The sequence below is a fragment of the Endozoicomonas sp. PH6C genome (assembly GCF_059322965.1).
This window is the reverse complement of sequence record NZ_CP185342.1, coordinates 644,444-666,143: the sequence shown is the minus strand read 5'-3', so window position 1 is coordinate 666,143 and position 21,700 is coordinate 644,444. Positions and strand designations below refer to the sequence as shown.

The window sequence follows — 21,700 nt, the reverse complement described above, 5'->3', positions numbered from 1 at the left end:
AAAATATTTTACTGCGTCGTTTTCCATGCTCACCGGATTCATACATGAGAATGACGCAAAATAGTTTTCTTACCTCACGGCTGTATTCACTATGAGTTCACTGGCTCTTTCGGATGCGGTGCTGGCAGCTGCCAGCACCTTTGCTGTTTTCCTGCTCTGCCAGCAACAGGCATTTGCCGAGATTCACAGAACGGCTACCAAGGGGGCCCTCCTGGGCTTCCTGCTGGTTGCTCTGGCGTCGGCAGCGGGCACCCTGAAGTATGGCTTTTCAGAGATCTGGACCGGTGTCTATCTCTTTCTGAATAACGCCGCTACTTACCTTTCGCCACCATTAGTTGGTACAGCCATTGCCCTGCTTCTGTCTAACAGGGTGTGGAGCAAGCCGGCCTGGGGAAGGATGATCATCGGACTCTGTCTGGCTTACGAAATAAGCCGCTGGTACGGGGTTGAAACACTCTACAGGGACGCCCTGTTGGCTTTCAGCCTGCTCATAGCCCTCTACAGTGTCGTCAGAGCACAGGTAGAGCCCGGACCCAAAGGCTTACTGCTCATTGCGTTCATCAGCTTTTTTATTGGCGGCCTGGTCATTGGCAATCAGGGCACCCTGGGCGGATACCTGAGGCTTAACCTATTCCGCTACATGCTTGCCCTGGGAAGCCTGCTGATGGCAACCGGTTTGTTCATGCTATTGAAAAACCAGAACCGGCCTTTCGAACAAGCAGACATCAATCAGGAATAAACGAACCCTCCCCTTTCCTGCTGCACTGCCAGCAGCAGGCGACCGGCAAACAAATGCGCGATCAGGGCTCAGACCCGAAGGCTCATGCCGGAGGCATTGGAAACAGTTTGACGTTATTGCCTTTTGCTTCAGAAACCTTGGCTGCCCCTTCTTTTTCAACTTCGTCAATACGAATAATAGACGACAAAGGAATATAACTCCGCTTAACACCTTCGAAAGTGCTCTTTAGTTTCTCTTCACTGGGATCGACCAGCAACTGGCTACGCTCACCAAAAGCAAATTCCTCTACTTCAATAAATCCCCAGAGCTCGCTCTGGAAAATCTGTCGAGCATACACTTCAAAGACTTCAGACTCATTCTGAAAAATAACGCGAAAAATCTGAGATTTCGACATTGACTCCAAACACCTGTGACGCCGGAAACTTTAATGAAAAACATTCATTTCCAAAGGAGATTAGGGACTGGTTCTAACGCCTATGGTCATTTCGGGCATGTAATACTAAAGGCGGCTAGCATAGCACAGACTGGGCGACCATGAGCTAATGAAAACGGGGGTTTATTGGACTTTAGTAATTTTTCGATATCTAAACTATATTTCACTGTGGGCTGGTTATGGAACATGGTTTGTATTCGATATGTTTACAGTGTCGCAAATTTCGGGCCCGGTTTTCTATCTAGCAAACTCTGGTGAGCTTGAGTCCCTTGAATCAGGCATGCTGATTTCTGAGAGCACGATAATTTCAAGTCCCGATGAGCATCATGTGGTTCTTCAGGAAGAATCAGGATACCCGATCTCTGTTTTAGTGAAAGACCTTCAACCTGTGGCTGACATCTTGCAGAATAATGCTGCTAGTTCTGCAATAAACAGTGTCCACTCTGCCAATAGTTTGCCTGACAGTGGTTCAGATGAAACACTGCAAGCGACTGAAACAGCCAGAGAGCATAATGACCGTCGGGTTATGCATGTTATAGAGTTTGAAGACGGGCATCATAAGGCAGCAGCTATTGTGGAGCGCGTTAACCTTGAAGTGGAGGTTTCGAAAGGACAAGCTTCCGCTAATGATCAATCTGCACGAGACTACACCGGCGATTTAAATACAGACTCTGGCTCAGTTTCGCTATTTAATGAAAAATCTTTTTTAAATTCACGAAACGGGACCGTTGCTCCACAGATAGCAGGAAGGTCACCAGCATTATCCGAAAATGCTGCTTCGAGTAATTTACCTCTGACAATTGTCGGCAGTTTTGCTGGTCAAGTGATCGAAGATTCGCAGATCAGTGCTTATGGACAATTGGATTTAAAAAATGGGGAGGGCACTTTCCCCGCGCAAGTTTATCAGTGTAAATATGGTGTTCTGACCATTGAGGAAAGTGGTGCGTGGGGCTACACGCTGGATAACAGTGCATCTGATGTTCAGGGGCTGCAAGATGGACAGCGTGTATCTGAGCATTTTGTCGTACATGTTCTAAATACAAACGGTGTTGATTTCTCCCGCGCGTTTACTGTTGAAGTTCAAGGCTCTAATGACTTGCCAGTCGTAAATGGTGGACATGCAGGCCATTCAGTTGAAGGTGTCAGTCAGCCGACCACTGGCAGCATTACCTCTACCGATGTCGATACTGGCGACACTGCAACCTTCTCTACCACGATGACAGTAGCAGGGTTCGCACTGAATGCCGATGGCTCCTATTCTTTCGACCCAACCGATCCGGCTTACAACAGCTTGGCTCAAGGCGATTCGCAGAAAATCGTCATCCCGGTCACGGTGACTGACTCTAGTGGCGCTTCTGATACAAAAGCTCTGTTGATGACAATTAGCGGCACCAACGACGCCCCCGTGCTTGATCAGATACAGGCGCAAAGTGTAAAGAAAGATGGCAACCAACTTAGCGGACAGATCACTTCACAAGACCCGGATAACCATGCATCCGTCGCTTATTCAATCGCCACTCCGGTTGATGGCTTCACGCTCAGCAGAGATGGTCAGTATGCCTTTGACCCAGGCCATAGCGCCTATCAGCCCCTTGTTGCCGGTCAGAATAAAACGCTGACTATCCCCATCACGGTTACGGATCAACACGGAGCCACCGATACCCGGAATCTGGTCATTACCGTACACGGTCAATCCAATGCTGCGGTGATTGCTGGAGCAGACTCCGGTAGTGTCACCGAGGACTCTTCATTACAAGTCACTGGTAGCCTGAGTATCACCGATAAGGATGCAGGGCAGGATCACTTCCAGGCAGGTATCTACACAGCAACCTGTGGCAACTTAAACCTCTACGCTAATGGTCACTGGGCTTATAATCTGGATAATGCCCATGCCAACGTTCAGGCGCTGGGGGCTGGCACAACGACCACCAACAGCCTGACCGATACAATCCAGATTCAGAGTGCAGATGGCACAACGCATGACATTGTTATCACCGTTAACGGTTCTAACGATGGCCCGGTGCTGAACGCCATTTCCGCAGCCTCTGCAACAGAAGGTGCCAGTCAGGCAACCACGGGAAGCATTACTTCCGTCGATGTTGATACGGACGACACTGCCACTTACTCCACCACAGCGACGGCGGCAGGGTTTACGCTGAAGGCCGATGGTACCTATTCTTTCGACCCAGCCGATCCGGCCTACGATGGTTTAGCTCAAGGCAATACGCAAAGAATCGTGATCCCGGTCACGGTGACTGACGGTAATGGCGCTACAGATACTAAAGCCTTGTTGATGACGGTTAGCGGTACCAACGACGCCCCCGTGCTTGATCAGATACAGGCACAAAGCGCAACGGAAGATGGCAGTCAACTTAGCGGGCAGATCACTTCGCAAGACCCGGATAACCACGCATCCATCGCTTATTCAGTCGCTACTCCGGTTGATGGCTTCACGCTTAACAGGGATGGTCAATATACTTTTGATCCGGGCCATGCTGCTTACCAGTCCCTTGCGGCCAGTCAGGATAAAACGCTGAGTATCCCTATTACCGTTACGGATCAACATGGAGCCACCGACACACAGAATCTGGTCATTACTGTACATGGTCAATCGGATGCTGCGGTGATTGCTGGAGCAGACTTCGGTAGCGTCACCGAGGATTCTTCATTACAAGTCACTGGTAATCTGAGTATCACCGATAAGGATGCAGGGCAGGATCACTTCCAGACGGGTAACTACAAAGCAACCCATGGCAACTTGAACCTTAATGCTAATGGTCAGTGGGCTTACAATCTGGATAACGCCCATGCCGACGTTCAGGCGCTGGGGGTCGGCACCACGACCACCAACAGCCTGACCGACAGGATTCAGATTCAGAGTGCTGATGGCACAACCCATAATATTGTTATCACCATTAACGGTTCTAACGATGGCCCGGTACTGAATGCCATTTCCGCCGCCTCTGCAACAGAGGGTGGCAGCCAGCCGACCACGGGAAGCATTACTTCCGCCGATGTTGATACGGGTGACACTGCAACTTACTCCACCACAGCGACAGTGGCAGGGTTCATGCTGAAGGCCGATGGCACCTATTCTTTCGACCCAGCCGATCCGACCTACAATGGTCTGGCTCAAGGCGATACGCAAACAATCGTGATCCCGGTCACGGTGACTGACGGAAGTGCCGCTACAGATACTAAAGCCCTGGTAATAACCGTTAGCGGCACCAACGACGCCCCCGTGCTTGATCAAATACAGGCGCAAAGCGCTTCGGAAGATGGTAGCCAGCTTAGCGCGCAAGTCACTTCACAAGACCCGGATAACCATGCATCCGTCGCTTATTCAATCGCTACTCCGGTTGATGGTTTCATGCTCGGCAGCGATGGTCAATATACTTTTGATCCGGGCCATGCTGCCTACCAGTCCCTTGCGGCCGGTCAGGATAAAACGTTGACTATCCCCGTTACGGCTACGGATCAACATGGGGCCAAAGATACCCGGAATCTGGTCATTACCGTACATGGTCAATCGGATGCTGCGGTGATTGCTGGAACAGACTCCGGTAGCGTCACCGAGGATTCTTCATTACAAGTCACTGGTAATCTGAGTATCACCGATAAGGATGCAGGGCAGGATCACTTCCAGACGGGTAACTATAAAGCAACCCATGGCACCTTGAACCTTAATGCTAATGGTCACTGGGCTTACAACCTGGATAACACCCACGCCGACGTTCAGGCGCTGGGCGCTGGTGCAACGACCACCAACAGCCTGACCGATACCATTCAGATTCAGAGTGCGGATGGCACAACCCATAATGTTGTTATCACCATTAACGGCTCTAACGATGGCCCGGTCCTGAATGCCATTTCTGCCGCCTTTGCAGCAGAAGGTGACAGCCAGCCGACCACGGGAAGCATTACTTCCGCTGATGTCGATACGGGCGACACTGCAACATACTTCACCACTGCGGCGCTGGCAGGGTTTACATTGAATGCCGATGGCACCTATTCTTTCGACCCAACCGATCCGGCCTACGATGGTTTAGCTCAGGTCGATGCGCAAAGAATCGTGATCCCCGTCACGGTGACCGACGGTAGTGGCGCTACTGATACTAAAGCCTTGGTGATGACGGTTAGCGGAACCAACGACGCCCCCGTACTTGATCAGATACAGGCGCAAAGCGCGACAGAAGATGGCAGCCAGCTTGGCGGGCAGATCACTTCTCAAGACCCGGATAACCATGCATCCGTCGCTTATTCAATCACTACTCCGGTTGATGGCTTCACGCTTAACAGGGATGGTCAATATACTTTTGATCCGGGCCATGCTGCCTACCAGTCCCTTGCGGCCGGTCAGGATAAAACGGTGACTATCCCCATTACGGCTTCGGATCAACATGGAGCCACTGATACCCGGAATCTGGTCATTACTGTGCACGGTCAATCGGACGCTGCGGTGATTGCCGGAGCAGACTCCGGTAGCGTCACCGAGGATTCTTCCCTACAAGTCACTGGTAGCCTGAGTATCACCGATAAGGATGCAGGGCAAGATCACTTCCAGGCAGGTAACTACACAGCAACCCATGGCAACTTACATCTTGATGCCAGTGGTCACTGGGCTTACAGCCTGGATAACACCCACGCCGACGTTCAGGCGCTGGGGGCTGGCACAAAAACCACCAACAGCCTGTCCGATACCATTCAGATTCAGAGCTCGGATGGCACAACCCATAATATTGTTATCACCATTAACGGCTCTAACGATGGCCCGGTACTGAATGCCATTTCCGCCGCCTCTGCAACAGAAGGTGACAGCCAGCTGACTACGGGAAGCATTACTTCCGCCGATGTCGATGCGGGCGACACTGCAACTTACTCAACCACTACGACGGTGGCAGGGTTTACACTGAATGCCAATGGCACCTACTCTTTCGACCCAGCCGATCCGGCCTACGATGTTTTAGCTCAAGGCGATACGCAAAGAATCGTGATCCCCGTCACGGTGACCGACGGCGGTGGCGCCACTGATACTAAAGCCTTGGTGATGACGCTTAGCGGTACCAACGACGCCCCTGTACTTGATCAGATACAGGCACAAAGCGCGACGGAAAACGGCAGTCAACTTAACGGACAGATCACTTCACAAGACCCGGATAACCATGCATCCGTCGTTTATTCAATCGCTACTCCGATTGATGGCTTCATGCTCAGCAGGAATGGTCGATATACTTTTGATCCGGGCCATGCTGCCTACCAGTCCCTTGCGGCCGGTCAGGATCAAACGCTGACTATCCCCATTACGGTTACGGATCAACACGGGGCCAGCGATACCCGGAACCTGGTCATTATCGTACACGGTCAATCCAATGCTGCGGTGATTGCCGGAGCAGACTCCGGTAGTGTCACCGAGGATTCTTCATTACAAGTCACTGGCATCCTGAGTATTACCGATAACGATGCAGGGCAGGATTACTTCCAGGCGGGTAACTACACAGCAACCCATGGCACCTTACATCTTGATGCCAATGGTCACTGGGCTTACAACCTGGATAACACCCATGCCGACGTTCAGGCGTTGGGGGCTGGCACAACGACCACCAACAGCCTGACCGATAGTATCCCGATTCAGAGTGCTGACGGCACAACACATGATATTGTTATCACCATTAACGGTTCTAACGATGGCCCGGTACTGAATGCCATTTCCGCCGCCTCTGCAACAGAAGGTGACAGCCAGCTGACTACGGGAAGCATTAGTTCCACTGATGTCGATACAGGCGACACTGCAACTTGCTCCACCACTATGACGGTGCCAGGTTTTACACTGAATGCCGATGGCACCTACTCTTTCGACCCAGCCGATCCGGCCTACGACGGTTTAGCTCAGGGCGATACACAAAAAATCGTGATCCCGGTCACGGTGACCGACGGTCTTGGCGTTACTGATACTAAAGCCTTGGTGATGACGGTTAGCGGTACCAACGACGCCCCTGTGCTTGATCAGATACAGGCACAAAGCGCGACGGAAGATGGCAGTCAAGTTAGCGGGCAAATCACTTCACAGGACCCGGATAACCATGCATCCGTCGCTTATTCAGTCGCTACTCCGGTTGATGGCTTCACGCTCAGCAGGGATGGTCAATATACTTTTGATCCGGGCCATGTCGCGTACCAGTCCATTGCGGCCGGTCAGGATAAAACGCTGACTATCCCCATTACGGCTACGGATCAACATGGAGCCACTGACACCCGGAATCTGGTCATTACTGTACATGGTCAACCGGATGCTGCGGTGATTGCTGGAGCAGACTCTGGTAGCGTCACCGAGGATTCTTCATTACAAGTCACTGGTATCCTGAGTATTACCGATAAAGATGCCGGGGAGGATCAGTTTCAGACGGCTAACTACACTGCGACTCATGGCAACCTTGACCTTAATGCTAATGGTCATTGGGCTTACAACCTGGATAATTCCCATGCCGATATACAGGCGCTGGGGGCTGGCACAACGACCACCAACAGCCTGACAGATACAATCCAGATTCAGAGTGCTGACGGCACAACACATAATATTGTTATCACTATTAACGGTTCTAACGATGGCCCGGTACTGAATGCCGTTTCTGCCGCCTCTGCAATAGAAGGTGACAGCAAGCCGACCACGGGAAGCATTACTTCCGCTGATGTCGATACGGGTGACACTGCAACTTACTCCACCACAGCGACAGTGGCAGGGTTCACGCTGAAGACCGATGGCAGCTATTCTTTCGACCCAGCCGATCCGACCTACAATGATTTAGCTCAAGGCGATACGCAAAGAATCGTGATCCCGGTCACTGTGACCGACGGTAGTGGCGCTACTGATACTAAAGCCTTGATGATGACGGTTAGCGGCACCAACGACGCCCCCGTGCTTGATCAGATACAGGCACAAAGCGCGACGGAAGACGACAGCCCACTTAGCGGACAGATGACGTCAAAAGATCCGGATAACTATGCATCCGTCGCTTATTCAATCGCTACTCCGGTTGATGGCTTCATGCTCAGCAGGGATGGTCAATATACTTTTGATCCGGGCCATGCTGCCTACCAGTCTCTTGCGGCCGGTCAGGATAAAACAGTGACTATCCCCATTACGGCTACGGATCAACATGGAGCTACTGATACCCGGAATCTGGTCATTACTGTGCATGGTCAATCGGATGCTGCGGTGATTGCTGGAGCAGAGTCCGGTAGCGTCACCGAGGATTCTTTATTACAAGTCACTGGTAATCTGAGTATCAGCGATAAGGATGCAGGGCAGGATCACTTCCAGGCAGGTAACTACGCTGCAACCCATGGCAACTTAAATCTTGATGCTAATGGTCATTGGGCTTATAACCTGGACGAGACCCATGCCGACGTTCAGACGCTGGGGGCTGGCGCAACGACCACTAACAGCCTGACCGACACAATCGAGATTCAGAGTGCGGATGGCACAACCCATAATATTGTTATCACCGTTAACGGTTCTAACGATGGCCCTGTACTGAACGCCATTTCCCCCGCCTCTGCAATAGAAGGTGACAGCCAGCCGACTACGGGAAGCATTACTTCCACCGATATCGATACGGGCGACACTGCAATTTACTCCAGCACTATGAAAGTGCCAGGGTTTACGTTGAGTGCCGATGGCAACTATTCTTTCGACCCAGCCGATCCGGCCTACGATGGTCTAGCTCAAGGCGATACGCAAAGAATCGTGATCCCGGTCATGGTGACTGACGGTAGTGGCGCTACTGACACTAAAGCCTTGATGATGACGGTTAGCGGCACCAATGACGCACCAGAACTCTCTTCAACAGTAGTGTTGCCTCCGGGTACAGAGGATCAGGTGGTTATCATAAAGGCTTCTGACCTTCTGGCTCACGCCACTGATGTGGATCACCGTGCTCAGCTTAGTATTCATAAGCTGTCAGCAGACCATGGTCGTATTACTGATAATTATAACGGCACATACACCTTCATCCCGACTGTAAATTACAGCGGCCCGGTGCAATTTAGCTATGAGGTCAAGGACGAGCATCAATCCTCTGTCACCCAGACGGCTTCAATGAATCTGGCTGCTATTGATCATCCTTCGATAATATCCGGAAACCTTGTTGCCACTGTTGCCGAAGGTGACATTGGTGATATCACCAAGGCTAGAGGCATGCTCACTATTAGTGATGTTGATGCGGGTGATAACCCGGTTTTCCCGAATGTGTCGCCCACTGCATCGACCTATGGTCATTTCGCCATGGTTAGTGGTTTGTGGACCTATCTGCTTGACCAGAGCAGGGTGCAGGATCTAAACCCGTCTGTTCCGGATGCCAGCAAGCGCCAGGTCGCAGACTCTCACACATTTACGGCCAGTGATGGCAATGCTCAAACCGTTAAAGTCACTATCACGGGCACCAATGATGCGCCCACGATTGCGACGGTTGCTCTCAGTGGTACTGAAGACACAGCCTATACCTTCAGTGCCAGTGACTTTGGCTTTCAGGATGTGGATGCGGGTGCAGTTTTGGATCATGTCACCATCACCCGGTTGCCTGCAGCCAATGAGGGCAAATTCCAGTTAAATGGTGCAGATGTGACTGTCGGCCAAAATATAGTGACCGGTGTTATCCCCAATTTGGTATTCACCCCTGCCGCCAATTTTAACGGCGATGTACATTTTACTTATACCGTTAACGATGGTACGGCAGATTCAGCCATAGCAACTGGCAACATCAGTGTTTCGAGTGTTGTTGATGCCGCTGCCATTTCAACCAGTGCCCCACCTGCAGGAGATGAAGATAAGGCCATCGCACTAAACCTGGTTATTGCATCACACGGTGATACCCTGGAAAGCATTACCCTCACAGGTTTTTTAGCCGGTACTCAGTTTTCATCAGGTCATAGCGATGGTTCCGGTGGGTGGGTAGTAAATGCGAGCGATGTCTCATCGTTGACTTTAACACCTCCAACGAATTATCAGGGCTCCATGCCGTTATACGTCACTGCAACGACGACTGATGGCACCCACTCTGTTACCTCTCCTCCCCAAGCTGTTTCGGTCATGGCCAACTCTGTAACTGATGCAGCATCAGTTGCTTTAAGTTTTTCCGCTGAGCAAAAAGTTATGACCTTTAGCAGTGCGGGAACCGGGGGGGTTCTGAACCAGGGCCAGCTTGATACACCAGACCCTATTACAAAGTTGGCCGTTGAGTTTAACATTATCGGTAGTCAGCAAGTTGCCACAAGTGCTCATCACGGCGCTACGTTTCTGAGTTATGGCGTCCCGGCAGATCCAAATGAGTTTTATGTCTGGAGACCAGATAACCTGACCATTGGAATAGGTCACCATGAATACGCTACCGGCATCGATACAACTGACGGAAATAGCCATCGCTACTCATTATTATGGGACTCAGTGACCGGTCACCTGGATGTTCTTGTCGATGGCCAGAGCGCTTACAGTCATGACCACATTGCAACAGGCTATCAGATCCCGGGGCACGGCGTTTTTGCTCTTGCCCAGGACCAGGATCATTATGCAGAAGAGTCGGGACCTGCTGCCACAGGAAACCATGGATTTAACCCTAACGATGCCTATCATGGTCAGATATTCAGTGTATCGATGGCTGCCAATGTTGATGTTGACAAAACTCTGCTGACTCATTCTCCCCTGGGCAAAGTAATATCAAAAAATGCAGGCCTGGTTTTTGATATACAGGCAGACTATTCTGGCATGCTTGTCGATGTGACAGGTCATCATCAGTTATCACAGGTCGGAGCATTGACCGAACAGAAGGTATCAGTCGATACGGATATCGCTACTCCCAATAGCTCTGCACTATTGCATTTACACCCAAAGATAACACCACCTGCTGATCCGCAGGACCGTATCAGCAAGATTGAACTCACAGGTTTTAATGTCGGAACGGTATTAAGTGATGGCCATGGTCACGCTCACACAATTACCCAAATGACAGAACATGTCGATGTTCAAAACTGGACAACCACCGACTTGACTGCACTGTTACCAGGTGGGAATGCGCAAAATATGAATATCCGGCTAGTCGTAACAACCTCCGGTGCAGGAGGTGATACGGTCAGTGAACATTCTGCGCCGTTGATAATGGATCCGACCCAGCCTTTACCAGCACCGCCGATTTCAAGCCATGAGCAGGCTCCGGGGAGTGAAAGCGCCGACATTAACGTTCAACATGATAGACAGGCAACTGAAGGACCTATACAGGAAAGCCTTTCTGATAATGAACCTCAAGTCAATCTGGAGGCGCTGCGTGATCAAAATCAACCCCGTACTCAGGGTGATATCGACAATGCCCGGATCATACGTGCCGAGGTCGTTCTTGAAGCAGCTACCGAAAATGAAGCCGAGGGCTCTTTACGGCGTCAGGTTGAGCAACATCTCAATGAACAACAAAGCGAGAACGCTGGAGAACAAACCATTTCCAATGAGCTAAAAAGCGAACCATCACAGCCGACTGATGAAAAACCCTTGGCAAGCAGTAACACAGAGACTACCCACGATGATGCAACCTCAGGGAGTTCAAGCTTTCACATAGAGAATCTGGTACCAAAGCCGGATGATAATGACTTTCCACCGATTTAACGACACAACTGACAATCGGTGCAAACGCAGACAAGAACCGTTCCAAAACTCAATGTTTGGGAGAATAGATGACAGATCAGAGCAACACTGAAGCCACTGATCGATGGGATACAGGATCTCCCGAGCGGACACACTTTGATGCCTTGCTCGATAGCCTGGTTATCGTGACTAAGTTGTATGATAAACCAAGTACGGCGACTGCCTTAAGTGCAGGCTTGCCTTTGATTGAGAATAAACTCACCCTTGCTCTGTTACCACTGGCGGCTGAACGAGCCAGTTTGTCTGCGCGCTTATTGAATCGTGAACTCGACACAATACTTCCCGAAGTCTTGCCAGCTATTTTGTTGCTTCACAATGGCAATGCCTGCGTGCTGACCAAGCTCGACATTACAGCTGACGAAGCCACAATTATTCGCCCGGAAGCAGGTCTGGGCAAGGCTGAAATGCACCTTGATGAGCTGCGTCTGCTGTACACAGGGTTCTGTTTTTTTATTAAGCGTGAGTATAAATTTGATAAAGGCCGCCGCCTGATAACCGGTGAGGCAGGCAAACATTGGTTTTGGGACACCTTGCGACTGTCTTTCCCAATTTATCGTGATGTGATCATTGCCTCTGTTGTTATTAGTTTATTTGTACTCGCCACCCCCTTTTATGTCCGAAATATCTATGACCGGGTCGTCCCTGACTCAGCTTTTGATACCTTGTGGGCATTTTCAATTGGCGTCGCCATTATTTTTTTCTTCGATCTTTTGCTTAAATTGATTCGGACCTTTTTCCTGGATGTTGCAGGGAGAAAGTCGGATGTCATTCTTTCATCCAGAATTTTTGCTCATGTTCAGGCTTTGAAATTAGAACACCGACCCAGGTCAGTGGGTTCATTTGCCAGAATGGTGAGTGAATTTGAGAGTATTCGGGATTTTATTACCTCTGCAACACTTAGCACATTGGTTGATATACCTTTTGTCATTATTTTCCTGATCGCAATTTATATATTTAGTGGCTACCTCGTTATTGTCCCGATGGTTTCAATTTTTATTATTTTGGTCATTACACTGTTGATCCGTCGACCAGTTGATGAGGCTATCTCTCATAGCTATGGTGCATCCTCGGTAAAGAATGGGTTGCTGATTGAAACCCTTAATGGCCTGGAAGCCGTTAAGAGTAATCGAATGGAGGGGTTAAATCAGCGAAAGTGGGAACAGAATATTGGCGAAGCTTCGTACTGGAGCAATCGCTCCCGGCTTTATTCAACCTTTGGTACGAGCACATCTGGCTTTATCCAGCAAATGTCGACGGTTGCCGTACTCATTGTTGGTGTGTATAAAATTGCAAACCATGATCTGACCATGGGTGGGTTGATTGCGGCCAGTATGTTAACAGGGCGTGTGATTTCTCCAATGACCCATGTTGCAGGCTTAATCGCACGATGGGGGCAAACCAAAGTAGCTTACAAGGGTATTGCCGGTATTATGGCAATGCCTGTCGAACGGGAAGATGAAAAACAGTACCTTCAGTGCGACCTTACTGACGGTCATTATCAGCTTGAAAATGTTTCGTTAACCTTTCCTGAGCAAACTGTTCCTGTTATCAAAAGAGTGTCCATTAATATTCCTGCGGGAAGTCGATTGGCGGTAATTGGTCGCATTGGTTGCGGAAAAACCACTTTGCTTCGGCTCTTAATGGGACTTTATACGCCTACCGAAGGTGTCATTAAGCTCGACGGTATTGATATTCGTCAACTTGATCCAAGTGACCTGCGCAAGATGATAGGCTCAGTTGAGCAACTGCCGACCCTGTTTTCTGGAACGATACGCGATAATATCGCCACGGGTACACCTTATGCTACCGATGCGCAGATTCTTAAAGCCGCAGAGATGGCAGGCGTCATCGAATTTACCGGGACGCACCCGGACGGCTTGAACCGAGAGTGCGGCGAGCAGGGGAGAATGCTCTCCGGAGGTCAACGACAGTGTGTGGCACTTGCTCGCGCTTTGCTCCGGGATCCTAAGATTCTGATCTTTGACGAGCCCACCAGTGCCCTTGATCAAGACTCGGAAAGAAAACTGATACAGCGCCTGAATCGACTGGCACCTGATAAAACCATCATTGTTTTTACACAACGGCTTGCCATATTGAGTTTACTTGATTCCATCGCGGTTATGGATGATGGCGAGATACTGATGAAAGGAGAAAAGCGAAAAATTCTTGATCAGCTTGCGAGTCAATCTCCCGGCCGGATGAGGGCTGTATGAGTTTATCACGGTTAAAAGGCAAAGCATTCACTCAGGCCGATCTCGATTTTATCACTGACGCCTCTCAAGGTGAGTTAATGCGAACACCGTCTGCAGCCAGAGTGACGCTCTGGATAGTATTTGTGATGGTGTTGTTTTTGCTCGTTTGGGCCTATTTTGCCAACATCAATGAAATCGTTCGCGGCCAGGGCAAAGCGACCCCCATTAGCCGTACACAGGTCATTCAAAACCTCGAAGGCGGTACTATTAAGGCAATCCACGTCATTGAAGGGCAGTCGGTCATGCAGGGTGAGTTGCTCATGGAACTTGATCCAACGGTAGCGAGCGGGTCACTAACACAGTCGGTCGTGGAGACTTCATCGTTACTTGCAAAAGAAACGCGCCTTGCAGCAGAAGTTGCTGGTACTCACCCAGAATTTACCCCTGAACAAATTGCTACCCACAACACTTTTATAGATACACAGCTAAAGCTCTATAAGGTGAGACAGGATGAGCTTCATATGCAGCTTGATGACATCCATCTGAAAACAAGCAAGGCTCGCCAGGAACTTGTCTCAGCTCAACAGCAGGTGGAAGATCAGCAGCGACAGGTTGATTTGATCCAGCAGCAGCTCAAAATGAACGAGCCTCTACTTAAAATGGGTGCAGTATCTGAGTCTGTTGTGATTGACGTTAAACAAAGGCTCAGTCAGGCACAATCAGAGGTTAATAAAACAAACAACCAGATCCCAAAGCTGCAAGCAGAGATTCAGCGTCTTGAGAAAGAAGAAGGCACTACTCTGTCGGGCTTTCGGGCGGAAGCTCAGGAACAGCTATCCGAAGTGCGAACTCGTCTCGGTATTGCACGTGGTAAAAAAACCGTCAACGAGGCAAGTGTTCAAAACACCGAGCTGCATTCGCCGGTTGATGGGGTAATTCAAAAATTGTATGTCACAACCATTGGTGGTGTCGCAAAACCAGGGGCTGAGCTTATCGATATTGTGCCAGTAGATGATGAGCTATTGGTTGAGGCTAAGGTAAAGCCTAAAGATATTGGTTTTGTGCAGCACGGCCAGCATGCAAAAGTGAAGATTTCGGCGTTTGATTTTGCTGTTTACGGTGGGCTGGATGGCAGAGTACAGACCATTTCCGCAGATTCCATTACTGACCCCCATGGCGATAGTTTTTACATCGTAAAAGTAAGAGTCGAAAAAGCTTACTTTGGCGAGGGTTACAGCCACCTGAATGTCATTCCTGGCATGCAGGCAACTGTCGACATCAGCGTGGCAGAACGCAGTGTATTGCAGTACATCATGAAGCCACTATTGAGAGCTTTAAAGTGATAATTGCAGTGGCGATTATGTGTTTATATTGGAGCTGATGACAATGAAGCCTGTATTACGCACCACACTAACAGTGCTTGGTATGCTTTGGTGCAACACGAATTGGGCACAAAGCCTTGAGCAAACGATTAATGATGCCATACAGACCAACCCGGATATGGCTGTAACCTTACAGTCTTACTTTGCATCGCAGGCTGAACTCGACATTGCCCAGGGAAGGTTTCTACCCAGTCTTGATTTAAGAGCTGATAGTGGGCGGGAAGATCAGGATCGAGCTAATGTTGGAGAAACCAATCAAACTCGCAAGCAGGCCAGGCTGAAATTATCAATCCCGCTATTTCGTGGTTTTGCCAATACCAGTGAATACTCGCGCGCTGACTTCAACATGCAGGCTCATTATCATCAGACACTGGCACAAGCTGAATCACTCGCTTTACAGGTGGCGCAGGTTTATACCCATGTAATGAATGCTCAAGAGGTACTGCGTTTGTCGCAAGAAAACCTGGAGCAACATCTCGAAACTTACGATATGGTCGCTGCACGCAAGCGACAAGGCATATCGGATAAATCTGATCTTACGCAAATCAAAGGACGTATTGCCAGAGTCAGAGCCAATATACTAGCTGCCCGTAACAACCTGGCTGATGCTGAAACTTTATACAAGCAACTCACTGGTGACTATCCCGGTGACTTTATCCGTCCGGAGGTCGATCAGTCTTATTTACCTGAAAGCCAGGATCGAGCCATTAAATTAGCACTTCAGAATAATCAGCTACTCATCGCCAGCAGACTCGATGTGAATGCTTCAACAGCTGATGTGAAAGGTGTTCAATCTGAAAACTATCCCAGCTTTGACTTAGTTGCAGATCGTAGTTGGAAAGATAATGTGTCTGGTTTTGATGGTCGGGAAGATGAATCGCGACTGCTTGTAGAAATGAACTGGAACCTCTACTCCGGGGGACAAAGCAGCTCCCGTTATCGTCGGGCTCTCTATCGGGAGGAAGCCTCCCGGATGCGTTCGAATAAGGTGTATCGCGAGGTTCAGGCCAATGCAGAATCATCTTGGGACGCTTTCGTGACACTAAAGCAATCACGCGTCCATTTACACGATTATGTAGAGCAATCCAGAGAGAGTACGGAGTTATATCTGGCGCAATTTAAGGCTGGCCATCGTACGTTATTGGATTTGCTTGATACTCAGAACGAGCTGTTTGAAGCGCGCAAGCAATACCTCGCTGCTGATTATCAGTACGTTTATGCCCAATACCGTGTTCTTGCGAGCATCAGCAATATCCTGGGTGCAATGCGAATCAATACTATACGGCCACTGTTGCAAAAAGGGCCAAAGAAGACGACTCCATAAGCAAGGAGCGTGTACCACCCGGGGCTCACTTGGGATGAAATACAACAGGTGTTAGCGACTGATTCCGATATTCCACAGCGGAATTTGACAGATTCGACAATCGTATCTAATTAAAATATGTGCTCCGCTTTCCTTCCAATATCTTGCCTGTTCATTCCTTAACATCTCCTAAGGCTCCTCATGAATACACGACTCCCACTGCTTATACCCATACTCCTGTCTCTTTTTATCCCTCCTGCTTTTGCCGACAAAGAGTGTTCCGACATTGACGCTCTTGGCCTGAAAGAGAAGCAGCAAAGATTGATTGATATGAAACAGCGCTTCATCGAAACCCTTAAACCCTGGAAACACCTGGATCATATTCGTAAAGAGGCCACCAACCCCTCGCAATTAGATGAAGCAGGGGATCTTGCCCTGCAAAGCATCCCTGAAATAATTCAAAAAAATTATCCGGAAGTGCCCAAAACTATTCAGGAAGATATTAGTCAGCAGATAGAAGAACTCGATAGGGTGGCAGACTGTTTCCACTTTGGTAAGCGAAAAAAAGAGTCGCTGATGAAACTGCGTTACCGCAAGGTACAAGACGCCGATAGCCCCTATATTGGCTTCCTGTTACCAAAGGAGCGGGATCAGCCCCGCAAAGCGGAAGTCACCAGCTCTTCATCCTGCCGGGATAAACACTGCGACTTCACCACAAAGAATGTCGATGACCTGGATAAAGATGTCATCCTGCTGGTTCATCGCCCTGCCCGACTCAGTACTCCGGTCATGCATACGAAACCCATTGTCGACCCCAACACCATTGCCACAGAGCGCCTGCCTGAACGTGATTATCTTCTGGAGCTCAACCTGGAACGGGTCGGCGAGTATTTCACCAAGCCTGAAATCTACATGCATCTGACCTACTACAATGGCGACCAGCCCATTCGTGAGGATACGATTGAAATCCCCTGGGCAAAAGAAAAAGGCGTCAATAAAGGCAAAACAGAACTGATTATCTGGTTGAATGCAGACTCCGTACAGCTGACTCTGATGGAAAATGACTGGGAAATCCCCTTCAGACTGATCGGCAAAATCCTCAGCAAGGCTGTAGCCATTGGAATACAGCTGGCCAGCGCCAGTTATCCTGAAATAGGCCATATCAAGAGTGCTCTCGATACGCTCAATAATCGCTTCTCATCGGAAGAGACCGAATTCTACGATGCCCTGGACAGAATGAAGGCCGATGACCTCCTGGATACCGTTCGTCTGCAAAGAACCGACGTGCAAAGTTATGTCGTCATGAAAACCGGGGTTGTAAAAATGACACTGATGCCTGTCTACACCCCCAAAACAGGCTTGAAAGACGAACTATAGCCGAATGGTTATCACGTAGTCTCTGTATGGAGGGTCAGAAATATTGCTCACTACCTTACGGGGTCGACTGCCGTTATAATGGCGACTTTTTCACCAGCCAGATCAGTGATCGCTGATTTTGCTATTCTGAGTCACCTGAGGCCTGAACATGACAGCTTCAGGGTCTCAGACCATTATACAGCAGACAGGAATCCGGCTTTGGCGTCTGAAATAACCAAAACAGCCCTGAGCGAACAAACAGCCCTGAGCGAACAAACAGCCCTGAGCGAAAAAAATGTGAACCCAGAAAGCAAAAGTATGAGCGCAACAAAAAAGCTTTATATCAAAACCCACGGTTGCCAGATGAACGAGTACGACTCAGCTCGAATGGCTGACCTGCTCGGAGAAACCCATACTCTGGAGTTAACGGACAATCCGGAAGAAGCCGATGTTGTGTTGGTTAACACCTGCTCTGTGAGGGAAAAAGCCCAGGAAAAGCTGTTCCATCAACTGGGTCGGTGGAAAAAACTGAAAGAAGCCAATCCCGACCTGGTGATCGGTGTCGGAGGCTGCGTGGCCAGTCAGGAAGGGGAAGCTATCCGTAAGCGTGCGCCCCAGGTAGACGTAGTATTCGGACCACAAACCTTGCACCGCCTGCCAGAGATGATCGATGCCACCCAGAGCAACCATATCCCTGTGGTCGATGTCACCTTCCCGGAAATTGAAAAGTTTGACCGGCTGCCAGAGCCTTCTGTAGAAGGACCAACAGCCTTCGTTTCCATCATGGAAGGGTGTAGCAAATACTGTACATTCTGCATTGTTCCTTACACCCGTGGTGAAGAAGTCAGCCGCCCCATGGATGACGTAATTGCCGAGTGCGCCGGTCTGGCTGAGAAAGGGGTTCGGGAAATCAATCTGCTGGGGCAGAATGTAAATGCTTATCGTGGCGAAAAAGACGATGGTACTGTTTGTGATCTGGCTGAGCTGATCACCATAGTCGCTGCGATAGACGGCATTGACCGAATTCGTTTCACTACGTCTCACCCGAAAGAGTTCTCCCAGAGCCTGATCGATGTTTACGCTCAGGTACCGGAACTTGTCAGCCACCTTCACCTTCCTGTGCAGGCCGGATCTGACCGAATTCTCTCCCTGATGAAACGTAACCACGAAGTTGGGATGTACCGGGACAAGATTCGCCAGTTGCGTGAACACCGCCCTGACCTGAGTCTCTCTTCAGACTTTATCGTGGGCTTCCCGGGTGAAACCGATGAAGATTTTGAAGACACCATGAACCTGATCAACGAGATCGGTTTCGATGCCTCGTTCAGCTTCATCTACAGCAAACGCCCCGGAACCCCGGCATCCGACATGCCCGACGACGTTCCTGAGTCCACCAAAAAGCAGCGACTGAAAATTCTGCAGGAGCGAATCAATCAACAGACCATGCAAATCAGTCGTCGTCTGGTAGGCAGCACCCAGAAAATTCTGGTAACGGGTTACTCCAAAAAAGACCCGGGCGAACTGAGTGGCCGGACAGAGTGCAATCGTGTGGTTAACTTCAAGTGTGCCGAACCTCGCCTGATTGGTCGATTTGCCGAGGTTGAGATTGTTGAGGCGTTCCCTCACAGTTTGCGTGGCAGCCTGATTGATTCTGAACTGGGTGTTGTTGCCTGACCCTTCGAACAGAGTGGCTGGTCTCAAGCTCACCGAGGCCAGCTATCAATCTTCTTTTACCCTCGGGCAAATCCGCTGCCAAAATCGTGCAGACTGGATACATTTACCTGTAGGCCTTTGCTCCTGAAAAGCGTGATTATCAAAAAATTGAGAGATTTCGCATACATATCTATCATTTATTGAGTTTCGTTAATCGCACGTAACATGCTTTCATTATGAGTTGGCTTTAGCGCATAAATACTAATCATTAGTACCGGATATAAGGAGTTTAATTTATCAAGAGCTTTATATGCGCCCTTTTTATTACAGGCATCTCGAATTTAGGGCACGCTTCATGTCTAGTATATAAGAGTTCCAACAGCTGGACGGCCATTGGTTACATTGGTTTAGATAACCAAACCATCTACAAGATTTCTGATAAATCACATAAAAATGTTTACGTTGACATGCTACAAAAGTTTGCTTTTGAGCTAACAAATAGCTTGGGTTATAGTATTTTTTCAAAAATCTTCTACGAAACCCCACATCAAGAAAAAGTGACAGGTTATATTAGCGTTTTCAAAAATGTTATTTATGAAAATGCTAATAGTTGGAATGAGGTTGGTTTTATAGGTTGGGATCGTCGTACTATCTATAAAAATAGGGATAGTTGGGACATCACAGGGTATATCGGATTTGGTTGCGACGATGACGATGATTAGTAATTCTAAATTTTAAGTTAAAGTTCGGATGATTCATAACGAATAAGGATAGATTGTGCACAGCCGCAATCTTATCCGGTTGTTGAACAAGCCCGGATTTGACAGCCACTCAGTATGGTTTGTAGGAAATAGCTTTTTCTCTGGCTGCCTTCATAGCTGATGTGGGTTGGTTTTGACTTTTGTTAAGCCAAGAGTGCCCCCGCCCCAGCTATTAATTGGGCATTGTCGTGAAATTATCCCCTGTGTCAGAATAGATGTCGCCCTATTTTCTTTTCTCGCAGGTTCGCTGGTCGACCATTGACAGCTCCACCTGATCCGTTACAGTGTCGTCACTCACCTGCATGCCAAAACCCGTTAGGTGGCATTTCCCATAACATCAGACAATTATCACGGAGCACACCATGTCAGTTTTGAGAATCGCTGTGAACGGAGCCAAAGGCAAAATGGGACAGACAGTGGTTGAGTTTGTCCAAAAACACAGCCGTCTGGAACTGGCCGCATCCATCGACCTGGGCGATGACCTGGCAGCGGAAGTGAAAAACAACGACGCCGATATTGTCGTTGACTTTACCCGTCCGGAAATTCGTATGGAAACTGTGAAGAACACTCTGTTCTCTGGTGCTTCAGCGGTAGTCGGTACCACCGGCTTTACGCCTGAAGACCTGGAGAGCATTCGGAGCTGGGTCAGGGAAACCGGCAAAGGCTGCTTTATTGCACCTAATTTCATCGTGGGTAACGTGCTGATGCAGCAGTTTGCCAGGCAGGCCGCCCGTTATTATGAATACGCCGAAATCATTGAGTACCATCACCAGCAAAAAGTGGACTTCCCATCGGGTACCGCAGTAAAAACAGCCGAACTGATGAGCGAAGAGCGCGAGAAGTTCAATATTGGTACCCATGATCAGGTTGCCAACATTGAAGGCTCGCGGGGTGGTGATTACAGGGGAATAAAGCTGCACGCAGTCCGTATGCCAGGCTTTGTAGCCTCTCAGGAAGTGATTCTGGGCGACACTGGTCAGTACCTGACCATCCGTCATGATTCCATTGAACGAACAAGCTACATGCCAGGCATTCTTATGGCCAGTGAGTACATCCACGACAAGGCTGAACTGGTATACGGGCTGGAACATATTCTCTGATCGCAGAGAATGAATGGATTAAACAGATGACATTGTTAAAACCTACGGTAAAATCCTATTTTTCAGCAGTCTGATTCACTCATTTTTGCCCGCTGCG

10 protein-coding genes are annotated in these 21,700 nt (G+C 49.2%); 9 read left to right on the top strand and 1 reads right to left on the bottom strand.

What is annotated here, in order from left to right; genetic code table 11:
* Positions 1–91: 91 nt before the first annotated feature.
* Positions 92–739 (top strand): hypothetical protein, encoded by a 648-nt coding sequence (locus tag ACOMG9_RS02710; RefSeq protein ID WP_448215661.1) that lies wholly within the window; start codon positions 92–94, stop codon positions 737–739.
* An 82-nt stretch (positions 740–821) separates the two neighbouring features.
* On the opposite strand, the gene ACOMG9_RS02705 is transcribed toward ACOMG9_RS02710, so the two are convergent.
* Positions 822–1,133, bottom strand: coding sequence for a DUF1820 family protein (locus ACOMG9_RS02705; protein WP_317143534.1), 312 nt, complete (start codon positions 1,131–1,133; stop codon positions 822–824).
* A 319-nt stretch (positions 1,134–1,452) separates the two neighbouring features.
* On the opposite strand from ACOMG9_RS02705, the gene ACOMG9_RS02700 reads away from it, so the two are divergent.
* The 8 genes from ACOMG9_RS02700 (at position 1,453) to dapB (ending at position 21,603) form a co-directional block, all read left to right on the top strand.
* Positions 1,453–11,817, top strand: coding sequence for a VCBS domain-containing protein (locus ACOMG9_RS02700; RefSeq protein ID WP_494529713.1), 10,365 nt, complete (start codon positions 1,453–1,455; stop codon positions 11,815–11,817).
* A 68-nt stretch (positions 11,818–11,885) separates the two neighbouring features.
* Entirely contained in the window at positions 11,886–14,069 is a 2,184-nt protein-coding gene (locus ACOMG9_RS02695) for a type I secretion system permease/ATPase (RefSeq protein WP_448215659.1), read from the top strand.
* A complete protein-coding gene (locus tag ACOMG9_RS02690; RefSeq protein ID WP_448215658.1) occupies positions 14,066–15,391 on the top strand; it encodes an HlyD family type I secretion periplasmic adaptor subunit in 1,326 nt (441 codons plus the stop codon). Before ACOMG9_RS02695 ends, ACOMG9_RS02690 begins: the two co-directional genes overlap by 4 nt.
* Positions 15,392–15,434: 43 nt before the next feature.
* Entirely contained in the window at positions 15,435–16,754 is a 1,320-nt protein-coding gene (locus ACOMG9_RS02685) for a TolC family outer membrane protein (RefSeq protein WP_422136814.1), read from the top strand.
* 180 nt (positions 16,755–16,934) lie between these two features.
* Positions 16,935–18,110 carry a hypothetical protein gene (locus tag ACOMG9_RS02680; RefSeq protein WP_448215657.1) on the top strand — a complete coding sequence of 392 codons (1,176 nt, stop codon included), beginning with the start codon at positions 16,935–16,937 and terminating at the stop codon, positions 18,108–18,110.
* Between the two features lie 297 nt (positions 18,111–18,407).
* Positions 18,408–19,763, top strand: coding sequence for a tRNA (N6-isopentenyl adenosine(37)-C2)-methylthiotransferase MiaB (miaB, locus tag ACOMG9_RS02675; RefSeq protein WP_448218605.1), 1,356 nt, complete (start codon positions 18,408–18,410; stop codon positions 19,761–19,763).
* Between the two features lie 446 nt (positions 19,764–20,209).
* On the top strand, positions 20,210–20,464 hold the full coding sequence (locus ACOMG9_RS02670; protein WP_448215656.1) for a hypothetical protein: 255 nt from the start codon (positions 20,210–20,212) through the stop codon (positions 20,462–20,464).
* A gap of 401 nt (positions 20,465–20,865) precedes the next feature.
* Complete coding sequence (gene dapB, locus ACOMG9_RS02665) at positions 20,866–21,603, top strand: 4-hydroxy-tetrahydrodipicolinate reductase (protein ID WP_422136807.1); 738 nt, start codon at positions 20,866–20,868, stop codon at positions 21,601–21,603.
* The last annotated feature ends 97 nt before the right edge of the window (positions 21,604–21,700 follow it).